Raw genomic sequence first — 17,706 nt, 5'->3', positions numbered from 1 at the left:
ACACCTGTGTGGAGCCCTCGTCCGCATGTCCGGCCCCCTTTCCGGAAGGCCATGCGCATGACCGGAGCGGTTCCGCGGTACTCGCCGCCGGGCGAGGGGCCGCCAGAGGGGGGCGGCCCCTCGCCCCGATAAAAGTCATACCTTTATGGTGTGCACGCTTCCGCGGAGGTGGTGCGGCCCGGCCCGACCGGCCCCGAACGGACCAGCGTTCGAGTCCGGAGCGGGCTGACGTGGTACCGGTTCACGCGAGTACGGATTCGACCCGACGACGACGCGGCCACCGGGGAATCACCTGTCGGCGCGCGCGGTTGACGCCATCGCGAGAAAGAAGATGATCACTGTGAGCGAAGCAGCCGCGAGCGCGGGAGCCCTGAAGCGACTGTCCGGCGCGGGCGTCTCGGTCTGGCTCGACGACCTGTCCCGGGCGCACCTCACCTCCGGCGGACTCGCCGACCTGGTCGCGTCCGGCACCGTCACCGGTGCCACCACCGGCCCGTCGGCCCTCCGGGCCGCCATCGGCTCCGGATCGGGCTACGAGGAGCAGCTCGCCGGCCTGGCCGTGCGGGGCGTGACCCCCGACGAGGCCGTACGGACGATGACCACCGATGACGTCCGGGCGGCCGCCGACGTCCTGCGGCCCGTGCACGAGGCGACGGGCGGCAGGGACGGACGGGTCTGTCTCGGGGTCGACCCACGCCTGGCGCACGACACGGCGGCCGTCGTCGACGAGGCGAGACGGCTCGCCCGGCTGGTGGACCGGCCCAACGTGATGATCGGCATTCCGGCGACCGGGGCGGGCCTCCCCGCGATCACCGAGGTGATCGGCGCCGGGATCAGCGTCGACGTCACGCTGCTCTTCTCCCTGGAGCGCTACCGGGAGGTGATGGACGCCTACCTCGCCGGCCTGGAGCGGGCGCGCACCGCCGGGCTCGGCCTGGCCGCGATCCACTCCGTCGCCTCCTTCCCCGTCTCCCCCGTCGACAGCGAGATCGACAAACGGCTGACCGTGCTGGGCACGGACGAGGCACTCGCCCTGCGGGGCCGGGCGGCCCTGGCGAACGCGCGGCTCGCCTACGAGGCGTACGAGCGGTTCTTCTCGGGCGAGCGCTGGCTGGCGCTGGCCGGTGGGTCACGGGCCAACAAGCAGCGGCCGCTGTGGGCGTCCACCGGGGTGAAGGACCCCGCCCACAAGGACACCCTGTATGCGGAGGGGCTGGTCGCACCCGGCACCGTCCTCACGATGACCGGGGCCACGCTGCGGGCCACCGCCGGCCACGGGGTGGTCCGGGGTGACACCGTCACCGGCGGTTACGTCCAGGCGCGGGCCGATCTGGCCGCCGTGGAGCGGCTCGGCATCTCGTACGACGAGGTGGTGCGGCAGCTGGAGAACGAGGGCGTCGCGGCCTTCGAGGACGCCTGGCAGGAGCTGGTCGACGCGGTGACGAAATCGCTCGACGGCAAGGGAGTTGACGCACCATGACCGACGAGACGACGGAAGCGGGGACGGACACCCCCGACGGGACGACCGAGGCGGCGGCGGACGCCCGGGCGACCCGTGCGCCCGCGCGGGAGGAGCCGGCGGAGCACCTCACCGCCCTCCCGGCGCCCCCGGCCGGCTGGTCCAACCCGCTGCGCGACCCCCGGGACCGCCGGCTGCCCCGGATCGCGGGCCCCTCCGGGCTGGTCATCTTCGGGGTGACCGGCGACCTGTCCCGCAAGAAGCTGATGCCGGCCGTGTACGACCTCGCCAACCGGGGTCTGCTGCCGCCCGGCTTCTCCCTGGTGGGCTTCGCCCGCCGGGACTGGGAGGACCAGGACTTCGCCGAGGTGGTGCACGACGCGGTCAAGGAGCACGCGCGGACGCCGTTCCGCGAGGAGGTCTGGCAGCAGCTCTCCGAGGGCATGCGGTTCGTTCCGGGCGACTTCGACGACGACCACGCGTTCGAGCAGCTGCGCAAGGCGGTCGACGAGCTGGACGCCTCCCGGGGCACCAGCGGGAACTACGCCTTCTACCTCTCCGTACCGCCCAGGTTCTTCCCGAAGGTCGTCCAGCAGCTCAAGAAGCACGGGCTGGCCGACGCCCCGGAGGGCTCCTGGCGGCGCGCGGTGATCGAGAAACCGTTCGGCCACGACCTGAGGTCGGCGCAGGAGCTCAACGCGATCGTGCACGACGTGTTCGACCCGGAGCAGGTGTTCCGGATCGACCACTACCTGGGCAAGGAGACCGTGCAGAACATCCTGGCGCTGCGCTTCGCCAACCAGTTGTTCGAGCCGATCTGGAACCGGTCCTTCGTGGACCACGTGCAGATCACCATGGCCGAGGACATCGGCATCGGGGGGCGCGCGGGCTACTACGACGGCATCGGCGCCGCCCGCGACGTCATCCAGAACCACCTGCTGCAGCTGATGGCGCTCACCGCCATGGAGGAGCCGGCCTCCTTCGACGCGGCCTCGCTGCTCACCGAGAAGCTGAAGGTGTTCCGGGCCGTGCGGCTCCCGGACGACCTCGGCCGGCACACGGTGCGCGGGCAGTACGCGGGCGCCTGGCAGGGCGGCGCGAAGGTGCGCGGGTATCTGGAGGAGGAGGGCATCGACCGGGCCTCCACCACCGACACGTACGCCGCGATCAAGCTGGGGGTGGACAACCGCCGCTGGGCGGGCGTGCCCTTCTACCTGCGCACCGGCAAGCGGCTCGGCCGCCGGGTCACCGAGATCGCGGTGGTGTTCCAGCGGGCGCCGCACTCCCCCTTCGACTCCAGCGCCACCGAGGAACTGGGCCAGAACGCGGTCGTCATCCGCGTCCAGCCGGACGAGGGCATGACGGTCCGGTTCGGCTCCAAGGTGCCGGGCACCTCAATGGAGCTTCGGGACGTGACCATGGACTTCGCCTACGGCGAGTCGTTCACCGAGTCCAGCCCGGAGGCGTACGAGCGGCTCATCCTGGACGTCCTGCTGGGAGACGCCAACCTGTTCCCCCGGCACCAGGAAGTGGAGGAGTCCTGGAGGATCCTCGACCCGATCGAGGAGTACTGGGCCTCGCACGGCCGGCCGGCGCGGTACACGTCGGGCAGCTGGGGACCCGCGGAAGCCGACGAGATGCTCGCACAAGACGGACGGAGCTGGCGCAGGCCATGAAGATCGACCTGACCGACACCACGGCAAGCAAGGTCAACAAGGCGCTCGTGCAGGGCCGCCGTGCCATCGGCACCCCCGCCGTGGGCATGGTCCTGACGATGGTGATCGTCACGGACGAGGAGAACGCCTACGACTCGATCAAGGCGGCCGAGGAGGCCTCGCACGAGCACCCTTCGCGCACCCTGGTGGTGATCAAGCGGCACGCCCGCAATCCGCGCGAGCGCACGCACCCCCGGCTGGACGCCGAGGTCCGCGTCGGTTCGGAGGCGGGCACCGGGGAGACGGTGGTGCTGCGGACGTACGGCGAGGTGTCGGAGCACGCCGACTCGGTGGTGTTGCCGCTGCTGCTGCCGGACGCGCCGGTGGTGGTCTGGTGGCCGGCGGACGCGCCCGAGAACCCCGCGAAGGATCCGCTGGGCGCCCTGGGCCAGCGCAGGATCACCGACCTGTACGCCGTCGAGAACCCCATGGACGTGCTCGAGGCCCGGAAGCGCACCTACGCGCCCGGCGACACCGACCTCGCCTGGACCAGGCTCACCCTGTGGCGGTCCACGCTGGCCGCGGCCCTGGACCAGGCGCGGTCCGGGGTGACCTCGGCGACGGTGGAGGCCGAGGCGGACAACCCGGCCGCCGAACTGCTGGCGCGCTGGCTGGAGGCACGGCTGCGGGTCACCGTCGAGCGGGTGGTGACCGCCGGTCCTGTCGTCACGGCGGTCCGGCTGGGCACGGAGGACGGCGAGGTCGTCGTCGACCGCCCCGAGGGCCCGCTGGCCACGCTGACCCTGCCGGGCCAGCCCGCTCGCCGGCTGGCCCTGAAGGTCCGTGCCACGTCCGAGCTGATCGCCGAGGAGCTCAGGCGCCTCGACGCGGACGAGATGTACGCCGTCGCCCTGCGCGGCGAGGCCGCCGAGGAGATCCCCTCCCATGTCTGACGTCCCCGAGCCGACCCGGCGTCCCGAGCGGGCGGCCCCGGGGACGAAGCCGGTCCCGGCCGGTCTGATCGGCTTCGCCCGTCCGGGCGCCCGGCCGGCCCCCTCGGTCCTCGGCCGGCTGATCGCGCGGTACGAGCACAAGGTGTTCGTGCAGGGCGCGATCCGGAACATCGACTCCTTCGACCAGTGGGGCGTCGAACTCGGCGAGGTCCTCGCCAAGCGCGTCCAACCGGCCCTCACCACCGGCGCCGACGTCCCCGGCCTCGACCCGTCCACGGCCGCGCCGGCGGCCGCCCACCGCGAACGCAGGAAGTGAACTGACATGCAGATCGGTCTGATCGGGCTCGGCAGGATGGGCGGCAACATGCGCGAGCGCATCCGCAACGCCGGCCACACCGTCATCGGGTACGACACCAACCCGGACGTCTCCGACGTCGCCCACCTGTCCGACCTCGTCGACGGGCTCGACGGGCCGCGCGCGGTGTGGGTGATGGTGCCGGCCGGCGCCCCCACCCAGAACGTCATCGACCAGCTGTGCAGCCTGCTCAAGCCCGGCGACACCGTCGTCGACGGCGGCAACTCCCGCTGGACGGACGACGAGAGGCACGCCAAGGAACTGGGTGCCCGGGGCATCGGCTTCGTCGACGCGGGCGTCTCGGGCGGCGTCTGGGGCCTTGAGCACGGCTACGCGCTGATGGTCGGCGGCGACGAGGAGCACGTGGAGCGGCTGAAGCCGATCTTCCACGCGCTCAAGCCGGACGGTCCGTACGGCTACGTCCACGCGGGCGGGGTCGGCGCGGGGCACTTCGCGAAGATGGTCCACAACGGCATCGAGTACGCCATGATGCAGGCCTACGCCGAGGGCTGGGAGCTGCTCGAGAAGGTCGACTCGGTGGACAACGTCCGGGAGGTGTTCCGCTCCTGGCAGCAAGGCACGGTGATCCGTTCCTGGCTGCTCGATCTGGCGGTCGGCGCCCTCGACGAGGACGAGCACCTGGACCGGCTGCGCGGATACGCGGAGGACTCGGGTGAGGGCCGCTGGACGGTGGAGGCGGCCATCGACAACGCGGTGCCGCTGCCCGCGATCACCGCGTCCCTGTTCTCGCGCTTCGCCTCCCGCCAGGAGGACTCGCCCCAGATGAAGATGGTCGCGGCGCTGCGGAACCAGTTCGGCGGGCACGCCGTCGAGTCGGTCAAGAAGGCATGACGGGGTGGGTGACCTGCTGCTGGCGCGGCACGGTGAGACGGAGTGGAGCAGGGCGGGACGGCACACCGGCCGCACCGATCTGCGGCTGACCCCGAGGGGCGAGGCCCAGGCCACGTCCCTCGCCCCGCTGCTCGCGGACCGCGCCTTCCGCCTGGTCCTCACCAGCCCGCTGGTCCGCGCCCGGCGCACCGCCGAACTGGCGGGCCTGACCGGCGCCGAGGTGGAGCCCGGCCTGCGGGAATGGGACTACGGCGGTTACGAGGGGATCACCACGGCGGACATCCGCCGCACCCGGCCCGGCTGGGACCTGTGGACCGACGGAGTGCCGCCCGGCCGGGAGTTCCCCGGCGAGTCACCGGAGCAGGTCGGCGAGCGCGCGGACCGGGTGCTGTCCCGGGTGGCCGGGGCACTGGCCGAGGGGGACGTGCTGCTGGTGGCCCACGGCCATCTGCTGCGCGTCCTGACGGCCCGCCGCCTGGGGCTTCCACCGGCCGACGGACGGCTCTTCCTGCTGGAGACGGGGACCCTGAGCCGGCTGTCCCTGGAACACGGCACCCCGGTCGTCGCGGAGTGGAACACCCGCCCGTGACACCGGCCGGCCCCGGTCACGCCCGCCCGCGGGCGTGACCGGGGCCGCGTCGTGTCCGCGGCCGGTCAGGAATGGAGAAGCGGCAAGGGGCACGCCTGGCCTAGCCTTGGCGCGGGGCCCGGCCGGGGAGGGCCCTCGGCGGACGGCGGACCACGGCCGTGACCGCGCCGACGCAGGCCGACCGGACGCACCCGTCCCCACCGGTCGGACCGAGCCGGGGGACGCCGGCGGAGCCGCGACGGCGGATCCGCCCGACGGATGGAGAACGATGAGCAAGGCCACGAGGACGGACCGGCAGCCGGACGCGCCGCACGCTGCCGACAGCCACGATCTGATCCGCGTACACGGAGCGCGCGAGAACAACCTCAAGGACGTCAGCGTCGAACTCCCCAAGCGCCGTCTGACCGTCTTCACCGGTGTGTCCGGCTCGGGCAAGAGCTCACTGGTGTTCGACACGATCGCCGCCGAGTCGCAACGGATGATCAACGAGACGTACAGCGCCTTCGTGCAGGGCTTCATGCCGACGCTGGCGCGCCCCGAGGTCGACGTGCTCGAGGGGCTGACCACCGCGATCACCGTCGACCAGCAGCGGATGGGGTCCGACCCGCGCTCCACGGTCGGCACCGCCACCGACGCCAACGCGATGCTGCGCATCCTCTTCAGCCGGCTGGGCAGGCCGTACTTCGGCCCGCCCGGCGCGTTCTCCTTCAATGTCGCCTCGGTCCAGGCGAGCGGAGGCTTCACGGTCGACCGCGGCACCGACAAGACCAAGACGGAGAAGGTGTCCTTCAGCCGCACCGGCGGCATGTGCACGCACTGCGAGGGCCGGGGCACGGTCTCGGACATCGACCTGGCCCAGCTCTACGACGACTCCAAGTCGCTCTCCGAGGATCCCTTCACCATCCCCACCTACACCGGGGGCGGCTGGGTGGTGCGGGTCATCGCCGAGTCGGGCTTCTTCGACCCGGACAAGCCGATCCGCGAGTACACCAAGAAGGAACGGCACGACTTCCTGTACCGCGAGCCGACCAAGGTCAAGATCAACGGCATCAACCTCACCTACGAGGGGCTGATCCCCAAGCTCCAGAAGTCGATGCTCTCCAAGGACCGGGAGGCGATGCAGCCCCACATCCGGGCGTTCGTCGACCGTGCGGTCACCTTCGCGACCTGCCCCGAGTGCGACGGCACCCGGCTCACCGCGGGCGCCCGGTCGTCGAAGATCAAGAAGATCAGCATCGCCGACGCCTGTGCGATGGAGATCAGGGACCTCGCCGAGTGGGTCCGCGGCCTCGACGAGCCGTCGATGGCACCGCTGCTCACCGCGCTCCAGCACAGCCTCGACTCGTTCGTGGAGATCGGTCTCGGCTACCTCTCGCTCGACCGGGCCTCGGGCACGCTGTCGGGCGGCGAGGCGCAGCGCGTCAAGATGATCCGGCACCTCGGGTCCTCGCTCACCGATGTCACCTACGTCTTCGACGAGCCCACCATCGGCCTGCACCCGCACGACATCCAGCGGATGAACAACCTGCTGCTGCGCCTGCGGGACAAGGGCAACACGGTGCTGGTGGTGGAGCACAAGCCGGAGGCGATCGCGATCGCCGACCACATCGTCGACCTCGGTCCCGGCGCCGGTACGGCGGGCGGCACCGTCTGCTTCGAGGGCACCGTCGAGGGGCTGCGGGCCAGCGACACGATCACCGGCCGCCATCTCGACGACCGGGCCTCGGTCAAGGAGACGGTCCGCACGCCCACGGGCACCCTCGCGATCCGCGGCGCGGCGGCGAACAACCTGCGGGACGTCGACGTCGACATCCCCCTCGGGGTGCTGACCGTCGTCACCGGTGTGGCGGGCTCCGGCAAGAGCTCGCTGGTGCACGGGTCGATTCCCGCCGAGCAGGGCGTGATCGCGGTCGACCAGACCCCCATCCGCGGCTCCCGGCGGAGCAACCCGGCGACGTACACCGGACTGCTCGATCCCATCCGCAAGGCGTTCGCCAAGGCCAACGGCGTGAAGCCGGCGCTGTTCAGCGCCAACTCCGAGGGCGCCTGCCCCACCTGCAACGGGGCCGGCGTGATCTACACCGACCTCGGCATGATGGCCGGTGTCTCCACCACCTGCGAGGACTGCGGGGGCAAGCGGTTCGACGCGTCGGTGCTGGAGTACCGCTTCGGCGGCCGCGACATCAGCGAGGTGCTCGCGATGTCGGTGACCGAGGCCGAGGAGTTCCTCCGCGCGGGCGAGGCGCGGATTCCGGCCGCTCACAAGATCGTCGAGCGGATGGCCGACGTCGGCCTCGGGTACCTCACCCTGGGCCAGCCGCTCACCACGCTGTCCGGCGGCGAACGGCAGCGGCTCAAGCTGGCCACGCACCTGGGCGACAAGGGCGGTGTCTACGTCCTGGACGAGCCGACCACGGGCCTGCACCTCGCCGACGTCGAGCAGCTCCTCGGACTGCTGGACCGGCTGGTCGACTCCGGCAAGTCGGTCATCGTCATCGAGCACCACCAGGCGGTCATGGCGCACGCCGACTGGATCATCGACCTCGGTCCCGGTGCCGGCCACGACGGCGGCCGGATCGTCTTCGAGGGCACCCCGGCCGACCTGGTCGCCGACCGCTCCACCCTCACCGGTGAGCACCTCGCGGAGTACGTCGGCGCCTGAGGCGGCGTCCGCGCCGCGCCGGGGCCGCTACTCCCCGGCGCGGCGCGGGATGCCGTACGCCCGTTCCACCCGGAGCCGCAGCACCAGCCGCCGGTCGCGGACCATCGCCGCGCGGTACTCCTCCCAGTCGGAGTGCTCGCCGTTGATGTCGCGGTACAGCCGGATGAGCTCCTCCACCGTCTCGTCGTACGGGTCCCCGGCGACGGGTGACAGCCCGGCGGTGCCCTCGGCCACCGTGTAGGCCCACCGGTCCGGGGTGGTGACGTGGTAGGACGCCCGGGGGTCCCGCCGCAGATTGCGGGTCTTGGCCCGGTCGTCCGTGAGCGAGACGCGGATGACGCGTTCATCGGGGTAGTAGGCGTGCATGACGTTCGACAGCTGGGGCCGTCCGTCGCGCTTCAGGGTGACGAGCACTCCGCCGTGCCCCTCGGAGAGCAGGGCGAGCAGTGCGTTCTGTTCGGCGTCCTGGGTCATGACTCGATCAACGGTCCGCACCGGGCCGGCGTTCCCCGGAGGAGAGCGATGACGGTGCTGCGGCAGGAGACCGGTCCCGGGGAGGCCGGTCTGGACGCGGGGGCGCTGGAGCGTATGGACCGGCACTTCGCCCGTCTGGTGGACGAGGGGAAGCTGCCCGGTTTCCTCGTGGCCGTCGCCCGGGGCGGGCGCGTCGCGCACCTCACGGCGTACGGGGCGCGGGACGTCGCGGCGGGGCTGCCCGTGGAGAGCGACACGCTGTGGCGGATCTACTCCATGACCAAGCCGGTGACGGCCGTGGGCGCGCTGATGCTGAGGGAGGAGGGGCTGCTGTCGCTGGACGACCCGGTGGGCCGACACCTGCCGGCGTTCGCGGAGCCGCGCGTGTACGAGAGCGGCTCCGGTGACCGGGTGCGCACCCGTCCGGCCGCCGGCCCCCTCCTCGTACGGCATCTGATGACGCACACCGCCGGGCTGACGTTCGCCTTCTACCACGCCCATCCCGTCGACGCGCTGTACCGAGCGGCCGGTCTCGAGTCGTCGGTGGCGCCCGGGACGGACCTCGCCGGGACGACCGACGTGTACGCGAGCCTGCCCCTGCAGTTCGAGCCGGGGACGCAGTGGAACTACTCGGTCGCCTCGAACGTACTGGGCCGGATCATCGAGGTCGTCTCGGGCCGTCCGCTGGACGAGTACCTCACCGAACGCGTCTTCCGGCCGCTCGGCATGAACGACGCGGGATTCCAGGTCACCGAGGAGCAGGCGGAGCGCCTCGCGGAGTTGTACGGAGAAACGGACGACGGCGGCATCGAGCCGATCCCGGGGCTCCCCCTGCGGGGACGCCCCCGGTTCCTGTCCGGCAGCGGCGGCATGGTGGCCTCCGCCCATGACCTGCACCGCTTCATGGAGCTGCTGCGCCGGCGCGGCGAACTCGACGGCACACGCCTGCTCGACCCCGCGACCGTGGACCTGATGACCCGCAACCACCTCCCCGGCAACGCCGACCTGCGCGCCTTCGGCAGCCGCCCCGCGCACGACGAACCGGGCAACGAGGGCGTCGGCTTCGGTCTCGGGGTCTCCGTCGTCATCGACCCGTCCCGCACCCAGTCCCCGTCCGGTCGCGGCAGCTTCGGCTGGAGCGGGGTGGCCACCACCACCTTCTGGGTCGACCCGGGCCGCGACCTGACGGTGCAGTTCTGCACGCAGGTGCGGCCCAGGTCCTCCCACACCGTCTTCCGGGACCTCAAGCGGCTGGTGCACGAGGCGGTGACGCACTGACCGGGCGCCGTCAGGACAGATGCGCCACCGCGTCCAGGTGGGGCAGGTGGTGGTCGAGACGCTCCCGCTTGGTGCGCAGATAGGTGATGTTGCTCTCGCACGGCGGTATCAGCAGCGGCACCTGCTCGGCGACCTGGACGCCGTGCCGGACCAGGGCCTCGCGCTTGCGCGGGTTGTTGGACATCAGCCGCACCGACCGCACGCCCAGGTCCTGGAGCATTCCGGCGGCGACGGCGTAGTCGCGGGCGTCCACGGGCAGGCCGAGCGCGAGGTTCGCCTCGACGGTGTCCAGCCCCTCCGCCTGCAGGGCCATCGCGCGGAGCTTGGCGAGCAGGCCGATGCCGCGGCCCTCGTGTCCCCTCAAGTAGACGACCACGCCCGCTCCTTCGGCGACGACCGCGCGCAGCGCCGCCGCCAGCTGGTCACCGCACTCGCAGTGCTGGGAACCGAAGGCGTCGCCGGTCAGGCACTCCGAGTGCAGCCGGGTGAGGACCCGGTCGGTGCCGGGATCGCCGTACACCAGGGCGACTTGCTCGTCACCGCGGTCGTGGTCCAGGTAGCCGACCGCCTGGAACTTCCCGTACACGGTGGGCAGCGGCGCATTCACGACGCGTTCCACACCGGTCCGCCGCGGAGGCTTCTTGCCGAGTACGCCTACTTTTTCTGTCATGATTCCCAAGTTCCTAAGCAGAGACGAAAGGCCGTGACGATATGGGTGGTTCACACAAGCGGTCGGCGGCATACGGCCCGGTGCACGGTCTGTTGCCGGCGGATACTACAGAGGATGTACGGACGCGGGGAGCCGGCGTCTCACGGCAGATCGCGGTACTTCCGGTCGGGAGTTTCGAGCAGCACGGTCCGTTCCTGCCGCTGGCGACCGACACGCTGGTCGCCTGCGCGATCGCGCGGGAGATCGCCGACGCCTACCCGGTGCACCTCCTTCCTCCGGTGACCATCTCCTGCTCGCACGAGCACGCGGCCTGGCCGGGGACCGTCTCCCTCTCCTCCACGACCCTTCACGCGGTCGTACGGGACATCGCCGACTCGCTCCGCCGCTCGGACGTGGACACCCTGGTCCTGGTCAACGGCCACGGCGGCAACTACGTCCTGGGCAACGCCGTTCAGGAATCCTCCGCACGTGGTGAGCGGATGGCGCTGTTCCCGGCCCCGGAGGACTGGGAGACGGCGTGCGAGCGGGCCGGTGTCGCCACCTCGCTCCTCACCGACATGCACGCGGGTGAAATCGAGACCTCCATCCTTTTGCACACGCATCCCGAATTGCTCCGGCCCGGTTACGAGACCTCCGATCACATCGCGGACGACCGACGTCATCTGCTCACCCTCGGCATGTCCGCCTATACGGATTCGGGTGTCATCGGCCGCCCTTCCCTGGGCTCTCCGGAAAAGGGCAGGGATCTCCTGGCAAGCCTGACGGATTCCTTCGGCACGTATTTCTCCCTGCTGACCTCGGACACCTGAGAACCACCCCGGTGGCCACCTCCCGGCCCCGACGGCACCTTCGAGCCGATCCGGGGGGAACCCTCCGGCCCCGACGGCACCTCGGAGCCGACGCCAAGGGAAGGGGCGGCGGGGGCGAGAGAAGCCCGGTCACCGGCCCGGCGGACACCCGCGTACCACCGGGCGACAAGCACCACGGCACCCGGCAGACTCGCCACCAGGCTCAGCACGCCGTACACCACGGCGACCGTCAGCCCGCGCCCCGCCCCCAGCCCCGCCGCTCCGAAGGCCCACGCGGTGACCCCTTCCCGGGGCCCCCAGCCCCCCACGTTCAGCGGCAGCCCCATCGCCAGCAGCGCCAGTACGGCGAGCGGCAGCAACTCGGCCACCGGCGCACCCACACCGACGACTTCGGCGGCGAGCACGAACATCGCGACGTAGCCGGCCAGCACGACGGCGGACGAGACCAGCACTCCAGGCGCGTTGCGCCGGGAGAACAGCCCTTCACGCGCCTCACCGAGCACCCCGCGCACGACCCCCCGCCCCCGCCCCGACGGCGCCCGGTTCATCCGCAGGGCCAGTACCACCGCGCAGGCCCCCAGCACCCCGAGCCCGGCGACCGGCGCCGCCTGCCGCACCGCACCGAGCACCGGGGACGGCATGCTCACCAGCACCACACCCCCGGCGGCGAACAGCGCGAGCTGCCCCGCCGTACGCTCCAGCACCACCGCCCGCACCCCCCGCCCCAGATCGCCGGCGTCCTTCCCGTGCCGCACGGCCCGGTGCACATCGCCCAGGACGCCTCCGGGCAGAGCCGCGTTGAGGAACAGGGCACGGTAGTAGTCCGCGACGGCCGCCCCGAGCGGCAGCCGGATGCCGATCCCCCGCGCCACCAGCGCCCAGCGCCACGCGCTGAACGCGGTGGTGACCGCCCCGATCCCCAGCGCCGCGAGCAGCGTCGCCCCGTCGATGCGCCGCAGCCCGTCCAGGAAGGCACCGGTACCGAGCCGCCAGAACAGCACCGCCAGGATCGCGGCACCGGCGACGGTGCAGAGGCGGGTCCGCACGGTTCGGTTGTTGAGCCGCCCGAGCCGACGACGGAAGCCGCCTTCCCCGTGCCCGGACGGCGCCCCCGCGGCGGCGGCCTCCACCGTCTCCACGCTCATGCGGCCCCGTTCACCGGCCGGCACAGGGCGAGCAGGTCACTGTGGTGAACGACGACCCGCAACTCCCCCGCCGCACAGGCCTCGAGACGCTCGGCCAGATATCCGTCGGCGCGCGCCGCCAGCTCCGGCCGCTCCTCCACCGCCGCACCGACCCAGCCCCGCAGCCACTGCCCGGTCAGTTCGGCCTGCTCCGGTCCGAGGCGCCAGGGGCTGGGGTTCAGCCGTACGGTCGCCCCGTGCTCGGCGAACGCCTCGGCCGCGGCGGTGACCGCGTCCGGCCCGAGCAGACCGCCGCGCCGCTGATGGGCGTTGAACGCCTCGGTGATCTCCTCGTCCATCGGATGGGGAGCGGTCAGCTCCACGCGTCCGGCCACCGACAGGGTCAGCAGAGCCGGGCAGCCGGCCCCCGCGCAGGCGGCGGCGAGTGCGCCGACCTCCTCGCGGGTGAGGACGTCGAGCAGGGCGGACGCGGTCACCAGGGAGGCACCGGACAGGGCGTCCGCGGTGAGCCGGGCGACGTCGCCGCGCCGGGTCTCGACGGTGACGTGGCTGCCGTCGGCGGCGGAGCGCGGGGAGGCGACGGCGGCGAAGTGCAGCAGGTAGGGGTCCCGGTCGTGCAGGACCCAGTGCTGGGCACCGTCGAGATGGGGGGCGAGCCAGCGGCCCATCGAACCGGTGCCGCACCCGATGTCGTGAATGACGAGCCCGTCCGCCGCCCGCCCGGGGAGGTTGGCGAGCCGCATGCGCAACGGGTCGAGCAGGTCGTACGAGCGGGCGGCGGCGTCGGCCGGTTCGCGCAGCTGGAGCCACTCGGGCGCGTAGCGGGCAATTTCCTCCTCACCCGTGTCACGCAGCCGCAGCGTGGCCCGCTCCCCGGTGGGCGCGGCGGGTCCGGCGCCCGGAATGACCGACGCTGCGGCGGCCGTGCCGGTGGTCTCGCGTTCCATGTCGCCCCCTCGCCGGCCGGCTGCCGCGTCCGTCACGTCCCGGGGGCCGGGCTGGGCCGGGATCGTGGCGCTGTGCTGGGTGACGGTTGCCGGTTCGGTCATGCGGCCCTCCGGGGCTCGGTCGGGAACCGGCGCAGTACCGCCGCCAGGCTCTGTGCGGTGCTCGCCCAGCCGCCGAGCGCGGCCCGCCGGCTGCGGGCGGCCGCCTTCAGCCGGCGCCGCACGTCCGCCTCGCCGAACCAGCCGCGCAGTTCGGCGGCGATGGCGGCGGGGTTCTCCGGCGGGACGAGGATGCCGGGCACTCCGCCGTCGGGTGCGCGGCCGACCGCCTCGGGCAGTCCGCCGACGTCGGTGGCCAGGACCGGGATGCCGCGGGCCAGCGCCTCGGTGACCGCCATGCCGTACGTCTCCGCGTAGGAGGTGAGCACCATCAGGTCGGCGGCGGCGTAGCTGGCGTCGAGGGCCGCGCCGGACTGCGGGCCGGTCAGCTCCAGCCGGTCCTCCAGGCCGTGCCCGCGGATGAGGTCGCGCAGGTGGGCGACGTACTCGGGGTCCTGGCCGAGCCCGCCGACGAGCGCGCAGCTCCACGGCAGGTCGGCGACCGCCGCCAGCGCCTCCACGAGCCGGTGCTGTCCCTTGCGCGGCGTGACGGCGGCCACGCACAGCAGCCGTGAGACGCCGTCGGTGCCGGGCGCGAGGGGCGCGATGTCGGCGCCGGGGGCGGCGACGTGGACGCGGTCGGGGGCCAGTCCGTGGTGGGAGACGAGACGGCGTACGGCCCAGTCGCTGGTGGCGATGACGGCCGGCACCGCCCTCAGCACCGCGCGTTCGCGGGTGTCCAGACCGGCGGCGACGGTCGCGTCGAGCCCGGTCTCGTCGCCGAGCGGGAGATGAACGAGGACGGCCATGCGCAGCCGCCCCTCCTCCGCCTCCGGGACGATGATCTCGGGCACACCACAGGCGACCAGCCCGTCGAGCAGGACGACGGCGCCGTCCGGCAGGTCGCGCAGGGTCCGGGCGAGTTCGGCCCGGGCGGCGGCGTCCGGGCGGGGCCAGGCACCGGCCACGGTGTGCCGGTGCACCTGCCAGCCGAACCCGGGCAGGTCCAGGCAGACACGGCGGTCGTAGGCATTGCCGCCGCTGGGCACGGCCGGGTCGTCGACGCCGCCCGGCATCACGAAGTGGACCGTACGCAGGGACATGGGGATGATCCCGCCGTTCCTCGGGAAGGACGCCTGCAGCGGAACATAGTCCAGGCGGGCGGTCCCGGCCCGCTCACCGGCCTTGTCGGTCACGCGGACGGCCTTGTCGGTCATGCCGACGGCCTTGTCGGTCATGCCGCCGGTCATCCCGGCGGTCTTGCCGCCGGTCATCCCGACGGTCTTGCCGGTCGCGTCGATGGTCGTGTCCGTCACAGCGCACGCTCGTAACTCGCCCAGGCGATGTGCGACTCGTGCAGCGTGACGGCGATCTTCGCGATGCCCTTGGCGCCCTCGCCCAGCGCGCCCTTGTGGACGCGTTCGGCGAGCCGGTCGGCGATGACCTTGGCCAGGTACTCCGTGGAGGTGTTGATCCCCGCGAAGTCGGGCTCGTTGTCGAGGTTGCGGTAGTTCAGCTCGCCGACGACGGCCCCGAGTTCCTGTGTGGCGAGGCCGATGTCGACGACGATGTTGTCCTCGTCCAGCTGTTCGCGCCGGAACGTGGCGTCCACGAGGAACGTGGCCCCGTGAAGGCGCTGGGCCGGTCCGAAGACCTCGCCGCGGAAGCTGTGGGCGATCATGATGTGATCGCGGACGGTGATGCTGAACAACGGACGACCCTCCAGGTGCGGCGCGTCTGTTCCCCGGCCGAGCTCCGGCGGGGATTGCCGTGTAGTACGGCTGACTGTCTTCCCCTGTTCAGCGTCGGCTACGTCTTTTCTCAGGTCAGGCGTGTTCGCCGCGGTCCGGGTCGGTGTAGCGCACGCGGTGGCACAGCGCGGGGATCTCGCCGGAGGCGAGCCGGGGCATGACGTCCGGCAGTTCCTCGAAGGCGGACTCGCCGGTGATCAGGGCGTCGAGGGCGGGGTCGGAGAGGAGTTCGAGGGCAAGGGCGAGCCGGTCGGCGTAGCCGCGGTTCGCGCGGGCCGGGGAGACGGTGCCGACCTGGCTGCCGCGGATGGCCAGCCGTCGCGAGTGGAAGGCCTCGCCCAGCGGGAGGCTCACCTTCCGGTCGCCGTACCAGCTGAGCTCGACGACGGTGCCCTCGGGCCGGAGCAGTTCGAGGGCCCTGCTCAGCCCCTGTTCGGTGGCGCTGGCGTGCACGACCAGGTCGCACTCGCCGAGGGCGTCCGCGGGCAGCGCGAAACCGGCGCCGAGCGCCTCGGCCGTCTTCGCCCGCGAGGGGTCCGCGTCGACGAGCTGGACGCGCACGCCCGGGAAACGGGCCAGCAGCGCGGCCACCGAGCAGCCGACCATGCCGCCGCCGACGACGGCGATGCGGTCGCCGACCAGGGGCGCCGCGTCCCACAGGGCGTTGACCGCGGTCTCCACGGTGCCGGCGAGCACGGCCCGCCCGGCGGGCACGCCGTCGGGCACGGGCGTGACGGCGCTCGCCGGAACGACGTACCGCGTCTGGTGCGGGTGCAGGCAGAACACCGTACGCCCGGTGAGCGCGTCGGGCCCCTCCTCCACCACCCCCACACTGAGATAGCCGTACTTCACCGGCCCCGGGAAGTCGCCCTCCTGGAACGGCGCGCGCATCGCCGTGTGCTGGCTCTCGGGCACGCCGCCGCGGAACACGAGCGTCTCGGTGCCGCGGCTCACCCCGGAGTGGAGCGAGCGCACCAGCACCTCGTCCGCGCCGGGCTCGGGCAGCGTGACCTCACGGATCACCCCTCGGCCAGGCGAGTCGAGCCAGAACGCACGAGCGGTGCGGTTCATCGAAGTCCTCCTGAACGATCGGGATCCTGCACGCGTACCGAGTGGTACACAGGCCGCGCACAAGGTAGCGGCGTTGATCGACTCTGTCATACGGCCGGAGGATGCTCGGTGGCCCTGAACAACAGTTACGACGCGAGGCTCGTACAGCAGGAGACCGCCGTGGGGGCGGGCGTGCAGATCCTGCTGCTGGCCCTGATCGGTACGGCGATCGGCATGGGCCCCGCGGGCTGGCTGACCGGCCTCGCGTTCGCGATCGCCACCTGGGCGGTGCTCTCCCGGGCCCTGCACCGCTCCCGGTCGCGCTCGTTCGGCGCGGCGAACCGGGTCACCCTCGGCCGGGCCGCCCTCGTCGGCGGGGTGACCGCGCTGGTCGCCGACTCGTTCCAGGACTCACCTCCCGTCTCCCTGTTCGTGGGCCTGACCGCCGTGGCACTGATCCTCGACGGCGTGGACGGCAAGGTGGCACGCAGGACCGGTACGTCGACCCCGCTGGGCGCCCGCTTCGACATGGAGGTGGACGCGTTCCTGATCCTGGTGCTGAGTGTGTACGTGTCGATGGCGATGGGCCCGTGGGTGCTGCTGATCGGCGGGATGCGCTACGGCTTCGTCGCGGCGGCCCGGGTCTGGCCCTGGCTGACCGCCCCGCTCCCGCCGAGCACGGCCCGCAAGACGGTGGCCGCGCTCCAGGGCGTGCTGCTGCTTGTGGCGGGCGCGGCACTGCTGCCGCACGCGGTCAACGTCGCGGTGGTGGTGCTGGCGCTCGGTCTCCTGGTGTGGTCGTTCGGCCGCGACGTGCTGTGGCTGTGGCGGACGTCGCGGGTGGAGACGGCTCCGTGCGGACACGAGGTGCGACGGGAACTGGTCGCCGGCTGACGGCCGGGCGGGTGGGCGGACCCCCAGGGACACCATCACACGCATGAAGCCTCCCTGGCTGCTC

The 17,706-nt window shown here is 72.4% G+C and carries 15 protein-coding genes and 2 pseudogenes; 10 read left to right on the top strand and 7 right to left on the bottom strand.

Annotated elements, in window-relative coordinates:
- The first annotated feature begins 331 nt into the window (after positions 1-331).
- From tal to F1615_RS28320, 7 genes and pseudogenes are all read left to right on the top strand, one after another.
- Positions 332-1,480, top strand: a complete 1,149-nt coding sequence (gene tal, locus F1615_RS28350) for a transaldolase (RefSeq protein WP_149551891.1) — start codon at positions 332-334, stop codon at positions 1,478-1,480.
- Positions 1,477-3,135, top strand: a complete 1,659-nt coding sequence (gene zwf / locus F1615_RS28345; protein WP_149551890.1) for a glucose-6-phosphate dehydrogenase — start codon at positions 1,477-1,479, stop codon at positions 3,133-3,135. Before tal ends, zwf begins: the two co-directional genes overlap by 4 nt.
- Positions 3,132-4,067, top strand: coding sequence for a glucose-6-phosphate dehydrogenase assembly protein OpcA (opcA, locus tag F1615_RS28340; protein ID WP_149551889.1), 936 nt, complete (start codon positions 3,132-3,134; stop codon positions 4,065-4,067). Before zwf ends, opcA begins: the two co-directional genes overlap by 4 nt.
- A gap of 97 nt (positions 4,068-4,164) precedes the next feature.
- Positions 4,165-4,383, top strand: a pseudogene (locus tag F1615_RS28335) (glucose-6-phosphate isomerase); the annotation flags it as partial.
- Positions 4,384-4,389: 6 nt separating this feature from the next.
- Positions 4,390-5,274 carry a phosphogluconate dehydrogenase (NAD(+)-dependent, decarboxylating) gene (gnd, locus tag F1615_RS28330; RefSeq protein ID WP_149551888.1) on the top strand — a complete coding sequence of 295 codons (885 nt, stop codon included), beginning with the start codon at positions 4,390-4,392 and terminating at the stop codon, positions 5,272-5,274.
- Between the two features lie 4 nt (positions 5,275-5,278).
- Entirely contained in the window at positions 5,279-5,863 is a 585-nt protein-coding gene (locus F1615_RS28325; RefSeq protein ID WP_149551887.1) for a histidine phosphatase family protein, read from the top strand.
- Between the two features lie 268 nt (positions 5,864-6,131).
- Positions 6,132-8,525: an ATP-binding cassette domain-containing protein gene (locus F1615_RS28320; protein WP_149551886.1), complete on the top strand. Its 2,394-nt coding sequence runs from the start codon at positions 6,132-6,134 to the stop codon at positions 8,523-8,525.
- 27 nt (positions 8,526-8,552) lie between these two features.
- Here F1615_RS28320 and F1615_RS28315 read toward each other — a convergent pair whose 3' ends face one another.
- Entirely contained in the window at positions 8,553-8,999 is a 447-nt protein-coding gene (locus F1615_RS28315; protein ID WP_149551885.1) for a PPOX class F420-dependent oxidoreductase, read from the bottom strand.
- A gap of 48 nt (positions 9,000-9,047) precedes the next feature.
- Between F1615_RS28315 and F1615_RS28310 the strand changes: the two genes are divergently transcribed.
- The gene (locus F1615_RS28310) at positions 9,048-10,277 is read left to right on the top strand and encodes a serine hydrolase domain-containing protein (RefSeq protein ID WP_149551884.1); all 1,230 of its coding nucleotides are present in this window, start codon (positions 9,048-9,050) and stop codon (positions 10,275-10,277) included.
- A 10-nt stretch (positions 10,278-10,287) separates the two neighbouring features.
- Here F1615_RS28310 and ribA read toward each other — a convergent pair whose 3' ends face one another.
- A complete protein-coding gene (ribA, locus tag F1615_RS28305; protein WP_149551883.1) occupies positions 10,288-10,947 on the bottom strand; it encodes a GTP cyclohydrolase II in 660 nt (219 codons plus the stop codon).
- Positions 10,948-10,988: 41 nt separating this feature from the next.
- Here ribA and F1615_RS28300 point away from each other — a divergent pair, with 41 nt between their 5' ends.
- The gene (locus F1615_RS28300) at positions 10,989-11,756 is read left to right on the top strand and encodes a creatininase family protein (protein WP_149551882.1); all 768 of its coding nucleotides are present in this window, start codon (positions 10,989-10,991) and stop codon (positions 11,754-11,756) included.
- Positions 11,757-11,995: 239 nt separating this feature from the next.
- Here the strand turns inward: F1615_RS28300 and F1615_RS28295 are convergent.
- From F1615_RS28295 to F1615_RS28270, 5 genes and pseudogenes are all read right to left on the bottom strand, one after another.
- Positions 11,996-12,901, bottom strand: a pseudogene (locus F1615_RS28295) (lysylphosphatidylglycerol synthase transmembrane domain-containing protein); the annotation flags it as partial.
- Positions 12,898-13,848, bottom strand: a complete 951-nt coding sequence (locus F1615_RS28290; protein ID WP_425385664.1) for a class I SAM-dependent methyltransferase — start codon at positions 13,846-13,848, stop codon at positions 12,898-12,900. The pseudogene F1615_RS28295 and the gene F1615_RS28290, both read right to left, overlap by 4 nt.
- A gap of 98 nt (positions 13,849-13,946) precedes the next feature.
- Entirely contained in the window at positions 13,947-15,164 is a 1,218-nt protein-coding gene (locus F1615_RS28285; protein ID WP_149551961.1) for a glycosyltransferase family 4 protein, read from the bottom strand.
- A gap of 95 nt (positions 15,165-15,259) precedes the next feature.
- On the bottom strand, positions 15,260-15,658 hold the full coding sequence (locus F1615_RS28275) for a 6-pyruvoyl trahydropterin synthase family protein (protein ID WP_125502651.1): 399 nt from the start codon (positions 15,656-15,658) through the stop codon (positions 15,260-15,262).
- Positions 15,659-15,773: 115 nt separating this feature from the next.
- Positions 15,774-16,769 carry a zinc-dependent alcohol dehydrogenase gene (locus F1615_RS28270; protein WP_149551880.1) on the bottom strand — a complete coding sequence of 332 codons (996 nt, stop codon included), beginning with the start codon at positions 16,767-16,769 and terminating at the stop codon, positions 15,774-15,776.
- Positions 16,770-16,877: 108 nt separating this feature from the next.
- Here F1615_RS28270 and F1615_RS28265 point away from each other — a divergent pair, with 108 nt between their 5' ends.
- Entirely contained in the window at positions 16,878-17,642 is a 765-nt protein-coding gene (locus F1615_RS28265) for a CDP-alcohol phosphatidyltransferase family protein (RefSeq protein ID WP_149551879.1), read from the top strand.
- Positions 17,643-17,706: the final 64 nt, after the last annotated feature.

Source organism: Streptomyces marokkonensis (genome assembly GCF_008312835.1).
GTDB lineage: Bacteria > Actinomycetota > Actinomycetes > Streptomycetales > Streptomycetaceae > Streptomyces > Streptomyces marokkonensis_A.
Note: the sequence above shows the minus strand (reverse complement) of the source record. Positions and strands in the feature narration are given on the sequence as shown.